Raw genomic sequence first — 16451 nt, 5'->3', positions numbered from 1 at the left:
TCGCGGCGTGTCCGGACAGGGATGGCCGGGACAGTGGCTCCGGCCGGATCAGACCGCCGGTGCCGGGTAGGTCGGGTACTCCACGCCGGAGACGTGCTGCACGACCCGGATGACCTGGCACGAGTAGCCGAACTCGTTGTCGTACCAGAGGTAGAGGATCGCGTTGTCGCCGTCGACCTTGGTGGCGCCGGCGTCGACGATCGAGGCGTGGCGCGAACCCATGAAGTCGCTCGACACCGCGTCGGGCGCGGTGGTGAAGTCGATCTGGCGCTTGAGCGGCGAGGTCAGCGACACGTTGCGGAGGTAGTCGAGGACCTCCTCACGGTTCGTCTCGCGACCCAGCCGCAGGCTGAGGATCGCGATCGAGACGTCCGGCACCGGGACCCGGATCGAGCTGCCGGTGATCGGCGCCTTGAGCTCGGGCAGCGCCTTGGCGACGGCGGACGCGGCACCGGTCTCTGTGATGACCATGTTCAGCGGCGCGGAACGGCCGCGGCGATCGGCCTTGTGGTAGTTGTCCAGCAGGTTCTGGTCGTTGGTGAACGAGTGGACGGTCTCCACGTGGCCACGCAGGACGCCGTACTCGTCCGCCATCGCCTTGAGCGGCGGCACGATCGCGTTGGTGGTGCAGGACGCGCAGGACAGGATCTGCTCGTCCGGCTTGATCGTGTCGTGGTTGACACCGTGCACGATGTTGGGGACGTCGCCCTTGCCCGGCGCGGTCAGGACGACCTTGTCGATGCCGGGGCGCAGGTGCTTCGACAGGCCGTCGCGGTCGCGCCACTTGCCGGTGTTGTCGATGAGGATGGCGTCCTTGATGCCGTACGCCGTGTAGTCGACCTCGGACGGATCGTTGGCGTAGATCACCTTGATCTCGTTGCCGTTGGCAACGATGGTGTTCTTCGCCTCGTCGACGGTGATCGTGCCCTGGAACTGGCCGTGGATCGAGTCGCGGCGCAGCAGCGAGGCGCGCTTGACGATGTCCTGGTCGCCGCCCCGGCGGACGACGATGGCGCGCAGGCGCAGTCCGTTGCCGGAGCCGGCCTTCTCGATCAGCAGTCGGGCGACGAGGCGGCCGATGCGGCCGAATCCGTACAGGACGACATCGCGTCCGTCACCGCGCTCGATCTTGTTGGCACCTGTGGCCCCGGCGACGGCCCCGGCGGTGAACTCCTCGACGGAGAGACCGCGGTCGTCGGCCGCGTAGGTCGCGGCGAGCATGCCGATGTCGATCTGGGAAGGACCGAGGTCGAGCGTGGTGAGGGCCTGGAGGAACGGCAGCGTGTCGGTGACCGACAGCTCCTCACCGGCGATCTGGCGGGCGAATCGGTGGGTCTTCAGGATGCTGACCACCGACTTGTTCACCAAGGATCGGCTGTGGAGCAGAACCGTTACGTCCCGCTCCCGGTGCAGTTTCCCGATCACCGGGATCATCGACTCCGCGATCTCCTCGCGGTTCTTCCAGCTGGTGAACGAGTCGTCATTGACAGTCACAGGTTTATCTTTCGAGCTAGGCGGCGCTCATATGCTAACCCCTCGCTACTTTGATCATCCAAATGGGTCGCCGGGGCCGGGTCCGAGCGCCCCGCGCCGGGGGCGTCCTCGGCCGGTGCCGGGCCGGCGAGATGGTCCGGCGTGGCCGGTTCGGGCAGGCCGCGGTACAGCAGCCAGCCCAGGGCGGGCATGAGGATCAGCGGGGTGGGTGCCGTCTGCAGGGACGTGGCGTCGGCGACGCCTCCGATGAGCGGGCCGGCCGGGCCGCCGACGCTGACGGTCAGCCCGAGGGTGATCCCGCCGGCCGTGTCGACTCATGAAGGCAAGTAGTCCTGGACGAGGGTGACTTGCAGCGAGAACGGTACGTTCAGGCCGACCGGGGTCAGGGCGGTGAACAGATGGATCGCCGGACCGGGGGCAGTGCGTCGCAGACGGCTTTGAGCCGGGGATCGGTGGGGGTGGGCAGCTGGACGGGCTGCTGGGGCGAGGCGCGCAGGTGGTCGAGGAGCACCGCCCGCGGGCGCAGCCGCTCCGGTGAGTCGTCGTGGGGGCTCCGGGTGCAGGCGAGGATCAGCTCGCGGAGCAAGGGGTCGACCGAGAGCGCGGTCGGGGTGTCGAGGCCGAGGGGGTTGGTGTCGGCGGGCAGGCCCAGCAGGTGCAGGGCGAGGTGCCCATGGGCGCGGTGCGTGTGGACGCAGCCGGCGGGAACCCGGATGGCCCGGTTGTCGGGCGCGAACCAGGTTCCCGCTTCGGTGGTCACCGCGAGGACGCCGGAGCCCGCGTGGACGACCTGGTGGTCGTCGTGGCGGTGTGCGTCGATGCGCTCGCCGGGGGCCATCGCCTGCGTGCGGGTGGGTGCCTCGGGGGAATGACGGATGTCCGGCATGCGTGGGGACAGCCCTTGGCTGACGGGCGCCGGGCTGCGCGGCCCGACGTTCCGCCGTGCACGGAACGCCCGCCTAAACCCTCGAAATGGCTCTGTGGATGTGATGCCACCCATAGGGGCCACGTCACATCCTAGGTCGGATAGTAGAAACAGGGCCGTCCCAAGCAGCGCGAAAACGGTCCAGAGTGGTCCATTTCGGACATTGCTCCGTATTGGGGTAGTACGTCACATCATTGACCCCCGTCCCGGCCGCCGCTAACCATGGTTCTCGTCGCAGTCCACCGCGACCGGCCCGGACGGACCACCCGCCGGACCACGCAGGGCCCCCGCCCCGCACGCCGCCACCCACCCCGGACGGCACACCCCCTCACCAAGGAGAGTCACTTCCGCATGACCACCCACGCCCTGAACCGCACCAGCCGCCTGCGCAACCTGTCCGTCACCGCCCTGGCCACCACCGCCGCCGCGGCAGCCGCCCTCACCCTCACCTCCACCTCCGCACACGCCGCCGAGACCAAGCAGCCCACCACCCCCGCCGTCGCCAAGGCCACCACCACCGGCGACACCCAGGGCAACAGCGGCTACGCCAACAACCTGGACGGCTGGATCAAGGAATCCCTCGCCATCATGAAGGCCAAGGGCATCCCCGGCACCTACGAAGGCCTGCACCGCAACATCATGCGCGAGTCCAGCGGCAACCCCAACGCCCAGAACGGCTGGGACGTCAACGCCCAGAAGGGCACCCCCTCCAAGGGCCTGCTCCAGGTCATCCAGCCCACCTTCAGCGCCTACCACGTCGCCGGCACCGCCAGCAGCCTCACCGACCCCGTCGCCAACATCACCGCGGCCGCCAACTACGCCGCCGACCGCTACGGATCCATCGACAACGTCAACTCCGCCTACTGAGCAGCGGAGTCGGGCGTGGGGCGCGATGACGCGCCCCTTGTGGACGGCCGGAATCGATACTGTGGGGCCCTTCGACGGGCAGGACGGGATCGTGGGAATGATCGAGCAGTTGTGGGCGGCCGAGGAGATGCCGTTCCACGACGGGCTGTACCGGCCGGACGACACCGGCCGGGAGCTGTACGTGGACGGCCCCGGGGCCTACCACCCGGACGCCGGACAGCCGATCCCCTTCCGGCTCGGAGGCCCGTTCGACGTGGCCCGTGCCATCGAGGAGGAGGGCATCACCGAGGTGAACACCTGCTTCGAGTCGGCACTGCCGGACGGATCGGGCTGGATGTCCGGCGGTGGCAGCGGGATGGGCAACATCGGCTACCTCGCCCGCATCGGCGCCGACCTTTCCCTGCGATGGCTCGCCGTGATGTTCTACTCCAACCCGTTCGCCGGTGTTCACCACGAGGGAGCGACCGCGGTCTTCACCAACGACTGGAACAACCGGCTTACGCTCGACCTCACCGCCCCCGAGCTCGCCTGACCCTGCCCGCGAGCAGGCGAAATCGGCTCGCACCCTCCCCGAGAACCCGCACACCTCTCAACCGGGTTGCCGCTCCCTCGCGTTGATGCCGATCGATCCGATCACGAGTTGTGGTCCACCGCTCCGGCGGGCGCGCGCATGTGGCACAGTCATGCCGTGGATGCACTGAGACCTCAGGACCCCGCGCGCATGGGCGCCTACCACCTGCTCGCCCGTCTCGGCGCCGGCGGCATGGGGCAGGTCTATCTCGGCAGGTCGCCCGGCGGGCGGCTGGTGGCCGTGAAAGTGATCCGCGACGAGATCAGCGACCACCCCGAATCGCTGGCCCGGTTCCGGCGGGAGACCGCGACCGTAGAGGCCGTCCGCAGCGCCTACACCGCGCAGTTGATCGAGGCCTCGCTCGACGAACCGCCCTACTGGCTGGCCACCGAGTACGTGGCCGGACCCACGCTGCGCGGCGCCGTCGGCGCGAGCGGTCCCTTTCCTCCGGACAGCGCACTGAGACTGCTCGCCGCGCTCGCCGAGGGCCTGGCCGCCGTCCACGCACATGGAGTCACGCACCGGGACGTGAAGCCGCACAACGTCATCCTCTCGCCGCAGGGCCCGCAACTGATCGACTTCGGCATCGCGCGAGGACTTGAGCAGACGATCCTCACCCGGGACGGGATGGTGTCGGGGACACCCGGCTACACGGCCCCCGAGGTTCTGCTGCGCAACGAGGTGGGCCAGGCGACCGATGTCTTCGCTCTCGGCGCGACCCTCGCGTACGCGGCGACGGGCCGCCCTCCGTACGGCACGGGCGAACCGGCGGCGGTGAGCTACCGGACCGTGCACGAGGACATCGATCTGGAGGGGGTCCGGCCCGCACTGGCCGAACTCGTCCGGTGGTGCGTCGCCAAGGATCCGGCGGACCGGCCGGACCCGGCCGCAGTGATCGCCCGGTGCGCGGTGGACTCGCCGTTGGCGTCCGACACCCACTACCGGATGCTGGCGCGCACCGCCGAACCCGGCCCCGTACCCCTGCCGGAGACCGGGACGGAGACGGAGGGCGAGCCGACGGCGGGGACGGCGAAGGTGCCGGGGACGCAGGAGCGGACCAGGCCCGTGAACCAGGAGCCCGACGTCCAGCTGGCGGAGCGGGCCGGGACCACCGCACCCACCGGTTCGTCGGGCACCGCGCCGGACGACCGGCCGGGACCGGAGAGGCGCACCGGCCAGGGGCCGCGGGGCGGGACCTGGCTCGCCGTCTGCGCGGTGGCGCTCGCGGTGCCGGTGACGGTCTGGCTGCTCCCGGAGTCGAACGGGCAGGAGACCGGAGACGCCCCCACGGCGGAGGGGACCACGTCCGGGCGGCCGGCCACGTCACCGCCGGCCACCAGGGACTCGGACGGCCGGCCGCCGGACCACATCGTGAACGATCGTGTCTCGCAGGACCGCTGGGCCCTGTCCGAGGACCCTGAGCAGGCGGCCCAGGGCATGGGCTCCTGCGACCTGTCCAGCATCGCCGACTCCCCACCACCGACGGGCCTGCGGTCCTCCGTCACCCACACCACCGGCTCGGACACCGCCTCGCTGCAGTTGCGCCCCAAGGGCGCCGGAGTGGGGAAGCGGCCCGCGCCGTACTACATATCCGTGGGGGTGCGGCCCCCGCACGAGACGGACCCCGTCACCGGACGGCCCCTTCGATCCGTGAGCAAGGGCATCGGTTTCACCAGCAAGCCCGTCGACATCTACTCCCGCTGGTCCTCCGGCGGAACCGTCAAGTTCAAGTACCCCGACGACTTCCGCGCGCATTTCGGCAATCGAACCGTCGACGCGATCCCGGTCGGGGACGACAGGGGCGACTGGACCGTGGTGCTGTACCACGTCGAGGGCGGGCCGAAGAAGTACACATCCGTCGTGTGCAACGGTTTCCACGCCTGAGACACGGACGCACGGCGCGGGGCCGCGGTGTTCGGGCGGCCGGCCCTCAGCGCTGACGGAGGTGATCACGCAGTGCTCGGGCCACCTGGGCCATCAGGGCGTCGGCGCCGGGCTGTGCACTGGCCGGGACGAGTGACTCGGTCAGGGCGGCGACGGCGAAGGCCTGGCCGTCGGAGTGCTCGACGACACCGATCTCGTGCCGGAGATTGAGAAGGGTGCCGGTCTTGGAGGACCAGGCGGAGGCGTCGGAGCTGAAGTCGGGGGCGAGCCGGTGCCGGATGAGGTTGTGGGCCATCAGGCCACGTACGCGTTCGGCCACTTCCGGATGGATCGCCGACGGTGTCCACAGGGCCTGCAGCAGCTCGACGTAGGCGCGTGCGCTGCCGGCGCTGGCGCGCGTGGTGTCGAGCTGGGGCACCCGATGCCCGCGACCGCTGGTGCCCGCGTCGATGGCGAGGGAGAGGGCGAGATGGGCCTGCGAGGCGTCGAAGCGTTCCAGCGGGGTGTCGGTGAGCTCGTCGAGACCGTGCCGCACGGTGATGCCGCGGAGACCGAACTCGCGGAGCATGTCGGTGACCTGGGCGGGCGGGGTGAGGCCGAACAGCACGTCGGCTGCCACGCCGTCACTCACACAGGTGCTCATGTAGAGCAGGTCGTCGACGGCGATCCGGACGGGGTGGCGGAACCGGCTCAGCCCGGTGGGGCCCGGCGTGGTCGTACGTCCGGGCCGCACATCGATCATCGTCGCCCCGTCGAGCTCGCCCCGCCGGATGCGCTCCGCCGTCGCCAGCGCGAGCGGAACCTTGACCAGGGACGCGGCGGGCAACTGGGTGTCCGGGGCGATCCCCACCTCCTCGCCCGTGTGTAGATCCCGCACCAGCAGACAGCCGTGCAGTCCGCCGTCGCGCAGTTGCCGGCGCATCTCGCTCAGCAGCGTCTCGGTGCTCACGCCGCAGCCCCTCCCGTACCGGCCGCGCCGCCGTTCGTCCCACCGCGCGTACCTTTGTCCGCACCTTTGTCCGCATTGCTGCTCGCGCCCAGGCAGCGGCCGATGGCCTTGCCCAGCCGCGCCTCGATGTGTTGTGGATTGCCGCCCGCCGCGGCGACGAGGGCGAACCCCCGACCGAGCTCGACCTCACCGATCGGCCGCCAGCTCAGGGCGAGTTCCTCGGCCTGGTCCGGGGAGCACAGCAGCAGGTCGCCGGTGCAGAGCACTTCCGCCGCGGCAGTGGCCAGGTCGGTCGCGGCAACGAGCTGGGCGGGCCGCAGGCCCACCGCGTCCCGCAGCCGGGTCAGCGGGTCACGGATGTGGGGCACGTCGTCCTCCGGCTGGATCCAGATACGACGGGCCGGGCCCGGCGACGCCCGCCCCATCCGTAACGTCTCGATGTAGAAGCGCCGCACGCCGGGATCCCGGGCACCGGCGAGACCCAGCGGAACGGACCATGTCGCCTCGTCCGCGGGTACCGCGAGCAGAGCGGCGCGCACCAGTTGCGCGTGGATGAGCTCGGTGCGCTGTGCGGGGGCGGCGATCCGGAGATCGAGCGTGATGCCGTGCTCCCTTGCCTGTGCGATCAGCCGGGCGAGACCGGCCGTCGAGCAGAGAGCGGGCACCGCGAGCCGCCAGGGCCTGGACTTGACCGCTTCGGCCTCGTGCAGCAGCACATCGGCCGCCTGGACCAGCTGTCTGGCCGCCGGAAGCATCTCCCGGCCGAAGGGTGTGAGCACGGCCCGCCGCGACATGCGCTCGAACAGCTGCTCACCGAAGTGTTCCTCCAGGGCGGCGACGCGACGGCTGGCCACCGGCTGGGACATCCGGGCCGCGGCTGCCCCCACGGTGAAACCGCCGTGCTCGCTCACACTGACGAATGCCCGACACGCTCCGACCAGATCCACAAGCCGCAGCCTATGCCGGATCGGCATGAAAACGCGCCCGAGCGTATTGGACCGCATGGCCGCCGGGCGGCGAAGGTGGGCCCGGTACTCAAGACCGCCCCGGGATGGGGAGTCGCCTCCCCATCCCCTACGCGCCCCTGCCCTCGGGGCGACCTGGAGGTTCGGACCTCATGAAGACGCACAGCAGCGCCCGGCGCTCCCTGCTCGGTGCGCTGGCCGCTCTCGCTCTCGTACCGCTCGCGGCGTGCAGCGCAGAGGACGCCCGACCCCGGTCCTCCGCATCCCCGGTGGCGTCCTCCCCGCACGCAGGGGCGACGGGACCGGCCGCGGACGCGAGCGCTAAGCCGTTCGACCGGCAGCACCTCGCCCGGCAGTTCAAGGAACTGGAGCGCAAGTACGATGCCCGGCTGGGCGTTTACGCCATCGACACCGGCACCGGTCGCGAAGTCGCCCACAACGACGGCGAGCGCTTCGTCCATGCCTCCACGTTCAAGGCGCTGGCCGCCGGTGCCGTGCTGCGCAAGTACACCCTGGACGGGATGGACGAGGTGATCAAGTACTCGAAGGACGATCTGGTCAGCAACTCCCCGGTGAGCGAGAAGCACGTCGCGACCGGGATGAGCCTGAGCGCGCTGTGCGACGCGGCGGTCCGCTTCAGCGACAACACCGCCGCCAACCTGCTGCTCGGCCGACTGGGCGGGCCCCGGGGCCTGGACGCCGTACTCGCGGGGCTCGGCGACGACGTCACCCGGATGGAACACAGCGAACCGGAACTCAACCGGTGGTCCCCGGGCGCCACGTCCGACACGAGTACACCGCGGGCACTCGCCGAGGATCTGCGCGCGTTCGTCCTCGGAGACGTTCTCGGCACGGGCGAACGCGCACAGTTGACGAAATGGCTGCGGACCAACATGACCGGAGCCGAGCTCATCAGGGCCGGGATGCCCAGGGGCTGGGTGGTCGGAGACAAGACCGGATCCGGCGGCACCTACGGCACGCGCAACGACATCGCCGTGGTGTGGCGCCCCGACGCCGAGCCCATCGTCGTGGCGATCCTGTCGAACCGGTGGAAGGAGGACGCCGAGTACGACAACGCGCTCATCGCGGAAGCGGCCTCCGCGGTCGCCGGGGCGTTGGCGTAGCGGGCAGTGTGCCGTCAGGCGGTGTGCGGCTTCATGCCGTGCCGTACCCACACGTTGGGTTCGACATAGACGGCGCGATCGTGTGCGGTGTCGCAGTGCACCGGTGCCAGGGCGCCGGGTATCTCCACGCGACCGTCCCGGTCGAAGGGCAGACCGGTCCACTGCCGCCACTGCGCCAGCGAACCGCTGACCGTCATCGAGGCCGGGGCCACCTTCTCGATGGTGCCGCCGGCCTTGACGTGCACCCGCACCCAGGGGTCGGCCGGCAGCCCGTCGTCGCGGCACCTGCGGAGGTATTCGGCCATGGGGACCCGCGGATCCAGGTGTTTGGCCGTTGGGCGGACCGGTGCCAGCAGGGCTTCGTGCCCCTGCCGGCCCGCTGCCCGACGCAGCGCGGACAGCATCCGGTAGGACAGGCCACGGCCGAGATAGTCGGCGTCCACCGATATCTCCAGCGCACTGGCCGCCGTCGGAGCGTTCCCGTACTGGCGGTCACGGAAGGCCCAGGCCAGCACCCGGTCCCAGCCCTGGTCGGGCATCTCCTCACGTCCGTCGAGCACGGAGTTGAACGGTACGGCGAGCCCGCGAGCGACGACCCGGTCGCCGTCCGTCGCCGCCACGCAGTACTGCGGGAAGTCCTCGGGCACCCGGCTCAACAAGGCGCTCGCGACCATGTCATGGGGCGTGAAGACGGGCCAGGTGTCGTTGATCTCGTACACACGGGAGATCAGCGAAGGGTCTTCGGCGAGCGGGACGATCCGGATGTTGTCTTTCTCTGTCACGACGCAGCACCCTGCCACAGGGCGGCGCCGTGGCCAAAGGAAAATGACGGGTGGACGGTGCGGGGTGCCGCTGGTCCATGACAGTCCCGTCGGCCGGCTCCGCATCGAGGACGGCACGTCGCGGTGCCCCACCCGCGCGAGCGCACCGGGGCCTGAGTCCTGAGAGAGGATCAGCGCAGTTCCACGGTGATGCCGACTTTGTCGAGGAGCCGGAGCACGTCGTCGACGTACGGTGTCTCGCCCGCCGTGTCCACACTCACCGAGGCGAGCGCGCGCCGGGCCACCTCGGCGTCGTGCCAGACCAGGGTGAACGGAGCGGGCGGCCGCTCCCCGCCGCACACGCAGCCCCGCAACGCGCCCCAGCACTGCTGGTAGTGGCCGCCGGGCCCGGCGACCGCCTCGCCCAGCGCACACACCAACGCCGGCACATCGGTGATGTGCCGGCCGTCGAGGTGCCGCACGGGATCGGGCAGCGGCCCGCCGGCTCCCTGCCGTGCGGCGGCGAACGCGGCCCACTCGGCCCGGCCCTCGGGCGGAAACGCGGCCCACGCCCCGCGCTCGGCCGGTGGCCCCTCGAACCAGGCGTCCCAAACCGGACGGACTGCAGGCACGGGCCGCACGGCCGGGCCCTCGCCGAGCCACAGGTCCACGAGGGCCCCGCCGAGCGCGGACGGGCGGGAGGCGACGACCCCCAGGGGCATGTGTTCCTGGTGGCGCATCACCCGACCGGACCGGTCCAGGGCGAGCAGTGTGACGCGGTCGCCGTCGGCGCGCGAGCGCACCAGCCGGTTCAGCAACCGCTCACCGGGCTCGCAGCCGATCAGCCGGAGCGGCGGTGCGCAGGGGAGCGGGCGGTGGGCGTAAAGGCCTTCGATCCGGCGGCAGTTGCCCAGGCCGGCACCGCCAGTGCCGTTGAACAGCCGCCAGCGGGCGTCCGCGGGCTCGGTGCGGTGCCATACCGGGCCGTCGACCTCGGCCTCGACGGTCACATCGGCCCGCGACGCGTCGCGGGCCGAGGGCCGGCAGTCGAGCAGGACGGGATCGAGCAGCTGCCAGCGGTGCGCGTCGGGGGAACAGAAGGGGCCGTCCTCGGGATCGGTCGCTGGCTCGGGGCGGTCCACGATGAGGTCGAGCTGTCCGAGGCCGCCGGGCCCGACGGATCCGTCCGGTGCGGGCGACCGGTGGCGGACGCGCTCGACCGCCTTGCGCAACCGTCCGGTCGGGGCGCACTCCACGAGGGTCAGCCGTTCCCGGCGCGGCGCCGGCTCGACGAACAGGCCATCCGCGTCGGCGCAGCGCGCCCACACGATCAGCTCGCCGTCCCATTCCTCGCTGACCAGCACGTACTTGAGCGGGAGCGCGCGCTCCCAGGTCCAGACGGCCTCCTCGACCAGCACCGCTTCCGCCGCCCCCTCGCCCGCTTGTCGCCCCTGCTCGCAGCTGCCTCAGACTGCCACGCCCAGGTGACGGCGACGGGGCCGGGGGAGGTGTTCGCGAGGCGCTGCGCCGTGACGCGTGTGGGCGTCACGGCGTACGCGTCCGGGCGGGCGCCCGTCAGCCGAGGGCGCGGCGGAGCGGTGCCGCGGCAGCGGGGTCCCAGCCGCGCCGGGGCACGGAGCCGAGCAGCAGACGTGTGTACGGATGCTCGGGGGCGTCCAGGACCTGGCCGGCCGGGCCCGATTCCACGACCTGTCCGGCCTTGAGGACCAGCACCTCGTCGGCGATGTGGCGGACCACGGCGAGGTCGTGGGTGACGAACAGGTAGCCGATCCCCGACTCGCGCCGGATCGTGGCCAGCAGATCGAGTATCTGCGCCTGGATCGACACGTCGAGCGCCGCGACCGCCTCGTCCAGGACGAGGACGCGGGGCTCGACCGCCAGGGCGCGGGCGATGGCCACGCGCTGGCGCTGGCCGCCCGAGAGCCGCCGGGGCAGCGCCGCCGCCTCCCGTTCGCCGAGGCCGACCTGGTCCAGGAGTTCGGCGACCCGGGCCCGGCGGTCCGCCGCGCCCAGGGCGCCGTGCAGACGCAGCACCTCCTCGACGCAGTCGGCCACGGTGACCCGCGGATCGAGCGAGAGGTACGGATCCTGGAAGACCATCTGGATCTCCCGGGCCCGCGCCAGCCGTTCGGCCCGGCCGCGGGCGCGCGCCGAGCGGTCCCGGCCGTCGAGGCGGACGGTGCCGCCGTCCGGGCGTTCCAGGCCGACGAGCATCCGGACCGTTGTCGTCTTGCCGCTCCCGGACTCGCCGACCAGGGCCAGACAGGACCCGGGGGCCAGCGTGAACGACACGTCGTCGACCGCCGTGTGGTTCCCGTACCGCTTGCTCAGCCCCTCGACGACGAGGCCCTCCGTCCGTCCAGCAGTGCCGGTCACAGCGTGATCCCTTCGTCGGCGCGGTGACACGCGGCGAGGCCGTCGCTGTGTCGCGCCAGCGCGGGGGTTTCCTCGGAGCAGCGGGGCAGCGCAACGGGGCAGCGCGCGGCGAAGGCACAGCCGGGCGGTGCCTCGGCGAGGGATACGGGGCGGCCCGGAATCGCCCGTGGAGCCGGCGCGTCCGCCTCGATGCGCGGGGTGCAGGCGAGCAGCCCCGCCGTGTACGGATGGCGTGGCCGGTCGAACAGCTCGTCCGTGCCCCGGGTCTCGACGATGCGGCCCGCGTACATCACGTACACCCGGTCGCAGATGGCGGAGGCCAGCTCCAGGTCGTGGGTGACGAAGAGCAGTCCGGTGCCGCGCTCGGCCCGCAGGCGGGTGAGGATCGCGATGATCTCGGCCTGGGTGGTGACATCGAGGGCGGTGGTGGGCTCGTCGGCGACGAGCAGCGCGGGCTCGCCCGCGAGGGCGGCGGCGATGACCACCCGCTGGAGCATGCCGCCGGAGAACTGGTGCGGGTAGCGGCGCAGCGCGCCGCGCGGGTCACGGATACCGACGGCGTCGAGGAGTTCCTCGGCCCGTGCGGTGGCTGCCCCGGCCGACGTGCCCGCCGCCCGCATCCCCTCGGTGAGGAAGTCGCCCACCCGTCGCAGCGGGTTGACTGAGGCACGCGGGTCCTGGAAGACCATCGCGACCTGCCGGGCGCGCAGCGCGGCCAGTTCGGTGCGGTTCATCGTGAGGACATCGCGCCCGGCGACCCGTACCTCACCGCTGGTCCGCGCGCCCGCCGGCAGCAGCCCCAGCACGCTGCGGCAGGCCACGGACTTGCCCGAACCGGACTCGCCGACCAGGCCGACGGTCTCCCCGGGGCACACCCGCAGACCGACCCCGTCCAGGATCGGCCGGGCGGCCCTGTCGCCCGGCAACCGGATGCCGAGTCCGTCGATCTCCAGGACCGGGGCGGGGCCCGCTGTGCCGTTCTCGGTCATGCTGCTCACCGTTCCTCCCGACGGGCGATGCGGTCGGCGAGCCCCTCGCCGACGATGCCGAAGGCCACCACCGCGAGGACGATGCACGCGGACGGCGCGAGCGCGGGCAGCATCGCCCCCTGCTGGATCGCCGCCTGCCCTTCGTTGATCATGGCTCCCCAGTCGGCGGTGGGCGGCTGCACACCGAAGCCGAGGAAGGACAGCGCCGCCAGGTCCATCAGCACGTACCCGAAGTTCATCGCGGACTGGGCGAAGACGGTCGGGGCGATGTTGGGCAGCAGGTGCCGCAGACAGACCGACCATCCGGACCAGCCCTGCACCCGGTACGACTCGATGTAGGGGCGGGCCTTCTCCTGCCGTGCGATCCCGCGCACCAGGCGTCCCACGTACGGGGTGTACGCCACCGCCATCGCGACGACCGGCGCGGTCATCCCGGAGCCGACCACGGACACGAGCAGGATCGCGAGCAGCAGTCCGGGGATCGCGAACACCATGTCCATCGACCGGGACAGCAGCGTGTCCGTCCAGCCGCCGCCCCAGGCAGCGACCACCCCGACGAACGTGCCGAGGAGGGTGGAGACGCCGACGACGAGCAGCGGACCGAGCAGGCCGGTGCGGGCGCCGTGGAGCAGCCGGGACAGGATGTCCCGCCCGGACTGGTCGGTGCCGAGGAGGTGGTCGGCCGAGGTTCCCGTCAGGCTCGCCGACAGGTCGACGGCCTCGGGGTCGTAGGGGGAGAGGAGCGGTGCCAGGACGGCGACCAGGACGAGCAGTACCAGGACGGCCACGGCCGCCGTGAACATCGGTCCCTGGCCGAGGACCTTGAGACCGCGCAGGCCGGGGCGGCGGCGCAGGGCGCCGGACGCACCTGACGGGCCGGGGACTTCGGGCGCGTTCGCCGCGGAAGGTGATGTGAGGGTCATGAGGTGCCTTCCCCGTTGATGGACAGACGGGGGTCGATGAGCGGGACCAGCAGGTCCACGACGAGGTTGACGAGGACGAAGGCCGCCACGCTGAGCAGCGTGATCGCCTGCACGACGGCGAAGTCCTTGGCCGTCACCGACTGCACGAGCAGCGAACCGATGCCGGAGACGTCGAAAGCGGTCTCGACGATCGAGGTGCTGATGAGCAGTCCGGCGAGCATGGTGCCGCCGACGGTGACGACGGGGCCGAGCGCGTTGCGCAGGACGTGCCGGCGGACCACGGCCCGCCCCGGCACACCGCGGGCGCGCGCCACCTCGACATGGTCCCGGACCGACTCGTCCAGCATTGCCGAGCGGGTGACCCGGGCCAGCAGTCCGGCGAAGGTGAGCGCGAGCGCGAAGGAGGGCAGGGTCAGGTGGTACAGCCGTTCGCCGAGGCCCTCCGGCGTGCCGCCGGGCCCCGGGAACCAGCCCAGTTGTACGGAGAACAGCGAAATGAGCGCGATGGCGGTGACGAACGAGGGCGTTGCCGTGGCGATGCCGGTGCCGAGGAGCACCGCGCGGTCCGCGATCCCGGGGCGCAGCGCGGCGAGGACACCGGCACTCACCCCGAGGACCGCGACCAGAAGGGCCGCGTAGCCGACCAGCAGGGCCGTGCCGGGGAGCCGCGAGCCGATCAGGCTCGCGACGTCCTGGTGGTACTGGGCGGAGCGCCCGAAGTCTCCCTGCAGGACGCCGCCGAGCCACTTCGCGTACTGCGTCGGCAGCGGGTCGTCCAGGTGGTACTGGCTGCGCAGGGACGCCACGGTCTCCGGGGTCGCCGGGCGGCCGTGCAGGAGGAAGGACACCGGGTCGCCAGGGGCCAGGTGGATCGTGCCGAAGACCACGAGCGAGGTCACGAACAGCACGGCCACCAGGCCGGCCAGCCGGCCGAGGACGTAGCGGGTCATTACTGGGCCGCCCCGATCGTCGCGGCCCACGGGTAGTACAGCTGGGCGATGCCGGTGGGGGCGCCGCTGATCCGCTTGCCGAGGTATACCGTGAACGGCGCCTCGTAGAGCGGGATCACCGGCAGCTCGCGCACCGCGATCTCCTGGAGCTTCGCGGTCAGGTCGGCGCGCTCGGCTGGGTCGGGCTCGGCATTGGCCCGGTCGAAGGCGGCGTCGAACTCGGCGTCGGACCAGTTGCCGTAGTTGCCGAAGTCGCCCGTGCGCAAGTACTGGTAGAACTCCAGCGGGTCGGGCGTGTTGTCGTACCCGTTGGTGACCACCAGGTCGAGACCGGTGCGCGCGCCGGGGTCGACGAAGATCGAGCTGTACGCCTCCGGGGCGACCGTCTTCAGCTCGACGTCGAGTCCGATCTGCCGGCCGGCCGCCTGCACGGCGTTGGCGACGACGCTGATCTCGGGCGTGAGCGAACTGGTGACCATGGTGATCTTCCGGCCCTTGGCGCCGGCCTCGGTGATGAGCTTCTTCGCGGCCTCGACGTCGTACTTCGGTTCGGGCAGGGCGTCGAAGTAGCCGGCGGTCTTCTCCGGCACGAGGGCCCAGGCGCCCTGAGCCGCTGGTGCCTTGGCGGGGACGCCGACGCCGCCGGCCGCCGCCTTGATGATGCCCTTGCGGTCGAGCGCCAGGGAGAGCGCCTGACGGACCTTGAGGTCGCCGAGCGGGCCGTCGTAGTTGAGGACGGCCAGGTCGGCGGCGGCGGTGTTGGGGCCGAAGAGGACCTGGCCCTTGCCGCTGGAGCGCAGCTGCGCGAGCGAGGTGGGGGGCACCATGTAGCCTCCGTCGGCGGTGCCGGAACGCAGGGCGTTGGTACGGGCCGCGGGATCCTCGACGAAGGTGAACGTCAAGCTGTCCGTCTTGGGGATCAGCGCCGGGTCCCAGTAGGCGGCGTTCTTCTTGAGCGTGATGCTGTCGCCCTGGGCCCACTTGTCGAGGGCGAAGGGGCCGGTGCAGTTCACGGTGCCCTTCGGGGTGCCGTAGTCCTTGCCGTTCGCAGCCAGGGTGGCGGCGCTCTCGACGGTGCCGGGGGAAGCGGCCAGGAGCTCGTTGAACAGGACGTCGGGCTTGCTCAGCCGGATCGTCACCTCCAGCGGACCGGTCTTCTTGATGGAGCTGACGTTCTTGAAGGCGGAACCCCATGGGGAGCCGGTGGCCGGGTCCGTGTGGCGCTTGAGGGAAGCGACCACGTCGTTGGCGGTCATGGTCGTTCCGTCGTGGAACTTCACGTTCGGGCGCAGGGTGTAGACGAGGGTGCGCGGATCGGGCTGGTCGTACTTGACCGCGAGACCCGGTTCGATCTTCAGATCCGGGGTGACCCTGAGGAGTTGCTCGCAGACGTTGGCGAGCACGGTGTTCGGCGGGTAGTCGTACGCGAGGGCGTAGTCGAGCGTGTACGGCTCGGCGTAGAGGGACCAGGTGACGGAGGACAGGGAACCCTTCGCCGGCGCGGAGGTCGGCGTGACCCGGTACCCCGGACCGGTCCCGTTCCCGGCGGAACCGGGGTTCGTGGCGCCGGAACAGGCGGTGGCGGTGACCGCGAGGGCGGCGGTACAGACGAGCGACGCGATGGCTCTGGGCATGCGCAAGGAGAACCACCC

14 protein-coding genes and 2 pseudogenes are annotated in these 16451 nt (G+C 71.4%); 4 read left to right on the top strand and 12 right to left on the bottom strand.

From position 1 onward, the window contains the following. Nucleotides 1-48 precede the first annotated feature (48 nt). The 3 genes and pseudogenes from OG842_RS02760 to OG842_RS02750 form a co-directional block, all read right to left on the bottom strand. Nucleotides 49-1494, bottom strand: a complete 1446-nt coding sequence (locus OG842_RS02760) for a glyceraldehyde-3-phosphate dehydrogenase (RefSeq protein WP_266727098.1) — start codon at nucleotides 1492-1494, stop codon at nucleotides 49-51. After that, nucleotides 1491-1910, bottom strand: a pseudogene (locus tag OG842_RS02755) (MFS transporter); the annotation flags it as partial. The pseudogene OG842_RS02755 and the gene OG842_RS02760, both read right to left, overlap by 4 nt. A gap of 2 nt (nucleotides 1911-1912) precedes the next feature. Next, nucleotides 1913-2380: pseudogene (locus OG842_RS02750) on the bottom strand (cupin domain-containing protein); the annotation flags it as partial. Nucleotides 2381-2770: 390 nt separating this feature from the next. Here OG842_RS02750 and OG842_RS02745 point away from each other — a divergent pair. The 3 genes from OG842_RS02745 (at nucleotide 2771) to OG842_RS02735 (ending at nucleotide 5741) form a co-directional block, all read left to right on the top strand. Beyond that, nucleotides 2771-3286, top strand: a complete 516-nt coding sequence (locus tag OG842_RS02745; protein ID WP_266727096.1) for a transglycosylase SLT domain-containing protein — start codon at nucleotides 2771-2773, stop codon at nucleotides 3284-3286. A gap of 25 nt (nucleotides 3287-3311) precedes the next feature. Next, on the top strand, nucleotides 3312-3818 hold the full coding sequence (locus OG842_RS02740; RefSeq protein ID WP_266727094.1) for a hypothetical protein: 507 nt from the start codon (nucleotides 3312-3314) through the stop codon (nucleotides 3816-3818). Nucleotides 3819-3974: 156 nt separating this feature from the next. After that, nucleotides 3975-5741: a serine/threonine-protein kinase gene (locus OG842_RS02735; protein WP_266727092.1), complete on the top strand. Its 1767-nt coding sequence runs from the start codon at nucleotides 3975-3977 to the stop codon at nucleotides 5739-5741. A 46-nt stretch (nucleotides 5742-5787) separates the two neighbouring features. Here OG842_RS02735 and OG842_RS02730 read toward each other — a convergent pair whose 3' ends face one another. Further along, nucleotides 5788-6663 carry a serine hydrolase gene (locus OG842_RS02730; RefSeq protein ID WP_401875000.1) on the bottom strand — a complete coding sequence of 292 codons (876 nt, stop codon included), beginning with the start codon at nucleotides 6661-6663 and terminating at the stop codon, nucleotides 5788-5790. Nucleotides 6664-6686: 23 nt separating this feature from the next. Beyond that, nucleotides 6687-7664 (bottom strand): LysR family transcriptional regulator, encoded by a 978-nt coding sequence (locus tag OG842_RS02725; RefSeq protein WP_266727088.1) that lies wholly within the window; start codon nucleotides 7662-7664, stop codon nucleotides 6687-6689. A gap of 143 nt (nucleotides 7665-7807) precedes the next feature. On the opposite strand from OG842_RS02725, the gene bla reads away from it, so the two are divergent. Continuing rightward, the gene (gene bla, locus OG842_RS02720) at nucleotides 7808-8779 is read left to right on the top strand and encodes a class A beta-lactamase (protein ID WP_266727086.1); all 972 of its coding nucleotides are present in this window, start codon (nucleotides 7808-7810) and stop codon (nucleotides 8777-8779) included. A gap of 14 nt (nucleotides 8780-8793) precedes the next feature. Here bla and OG842_RS02715 read toward each other — a convergent pair whose 3' ends face one another. The 7 genes from OG842_RS02715 to OG842_RS02685 form a co-directional block, all read right to left on the bottom strand. Beyond that, nucleotides 8794-9561 carry an N-acetyltransferase gene (locus tag OG842_RS02715; RefSeq protein WP_266727084.1) on the bottom strand — a complete coding sequence of 256 codons (768 nt, stop codon included), beginning with the start codon at nucleotides 9559-9561 and terminating at the stop codon, nucleotides 8794-8796. Between the two features lie 170 nt (nucleotides 9562-9731). Next, entirely contained in the window at nucleotides 9732-10958 is a 1227-nt protein-coding gene (locus OG842_RS02710) for a barstar family protein (RefSeq protein ID WP_266727083.1), read from the bottom strand. 157 nt (nucleotides 10959-11115) lie between these two features. Continuing rightward, a complete protein-coding gene (locus OG842_RS02705; protein ID WP_266727082.1) occupies nucleotides 11116-11937 on the bottom strand; it encodes an ABC transporter ATP-binding protein in 822 nt (273 codons plus the stop codon). Then, on the bottom strand, nucleotides 11934-12926 hold the full coding sequence (locus tag OG842_RS02700) for an ABC transporter ATP-binding protein (protein ID WP_266733399.1): 993 nt from the start codon (nucleotides 12924-12926) through the stop codon (nucleotides 11934-11936). The genes OG842_RS02705 and OG842_RS02700 overlap by 4 nt, the downstream gene beginning before the upstream one ends. A 5-nt stretch (nucleotides 12927-12931) precedes the next feature. After that, complete coding sequence (locus OG842_RS02695) at nucleotides 12932-13849, bottom strand: ABC transporter permease (RefSeq protein ID WP_266727080.1); 918 nt, start codon at nucleotides 13847-13849, stop codon at nucleotides 12932-12934. Continuing rightward, nucleotides 13846-14799 carry an ABC transporter permease gene (locus tag OG842_RS02690; RefSeq protein ID WP_266727078.1) on the bottom strand — a complete coding sequence of 318 codons (954 nt, stop codon included), beginning with the start codon at nucleotides 14797-14799 and terminating at the stop codon, nucleotides 13846-13848. Before OG842_RS02690 ends, OG842_RS02695 begins: the two co-directional genes overlap by 4 nt. Then, nucleotides 14799-16433 (bottom strand): ABC transporter substrate-binding protein, encoded by a 1635-nt coding sequence (locus OG842_RS02685; RefSeq protein ID WP_266733398.1) that lies wholly within the window; start codon nucleotides 16431-16433, stop codon nucleotides 14799-14801. Before OG842_RS02685 ends, OG842_RS02690 begins: the two co-directional genes overlap by 1 nt. Nucleotides 16434-16451 lie beyond the last annotated feature (18 nt).

The organism is Streptomyces sp. NBC_00376, from assembly GCF_036077095.1.
Lineage (GTDB): Bacteria > Actinomycetota > Actinomycetes > Streptomycetales > Streptomycetaceae > Streptomyces.
The sequence above is the reverse complement of the archived record's forward strand: the minus strand, read 5'-3'. Positions and strand labels throughout refer to the sequence as shown.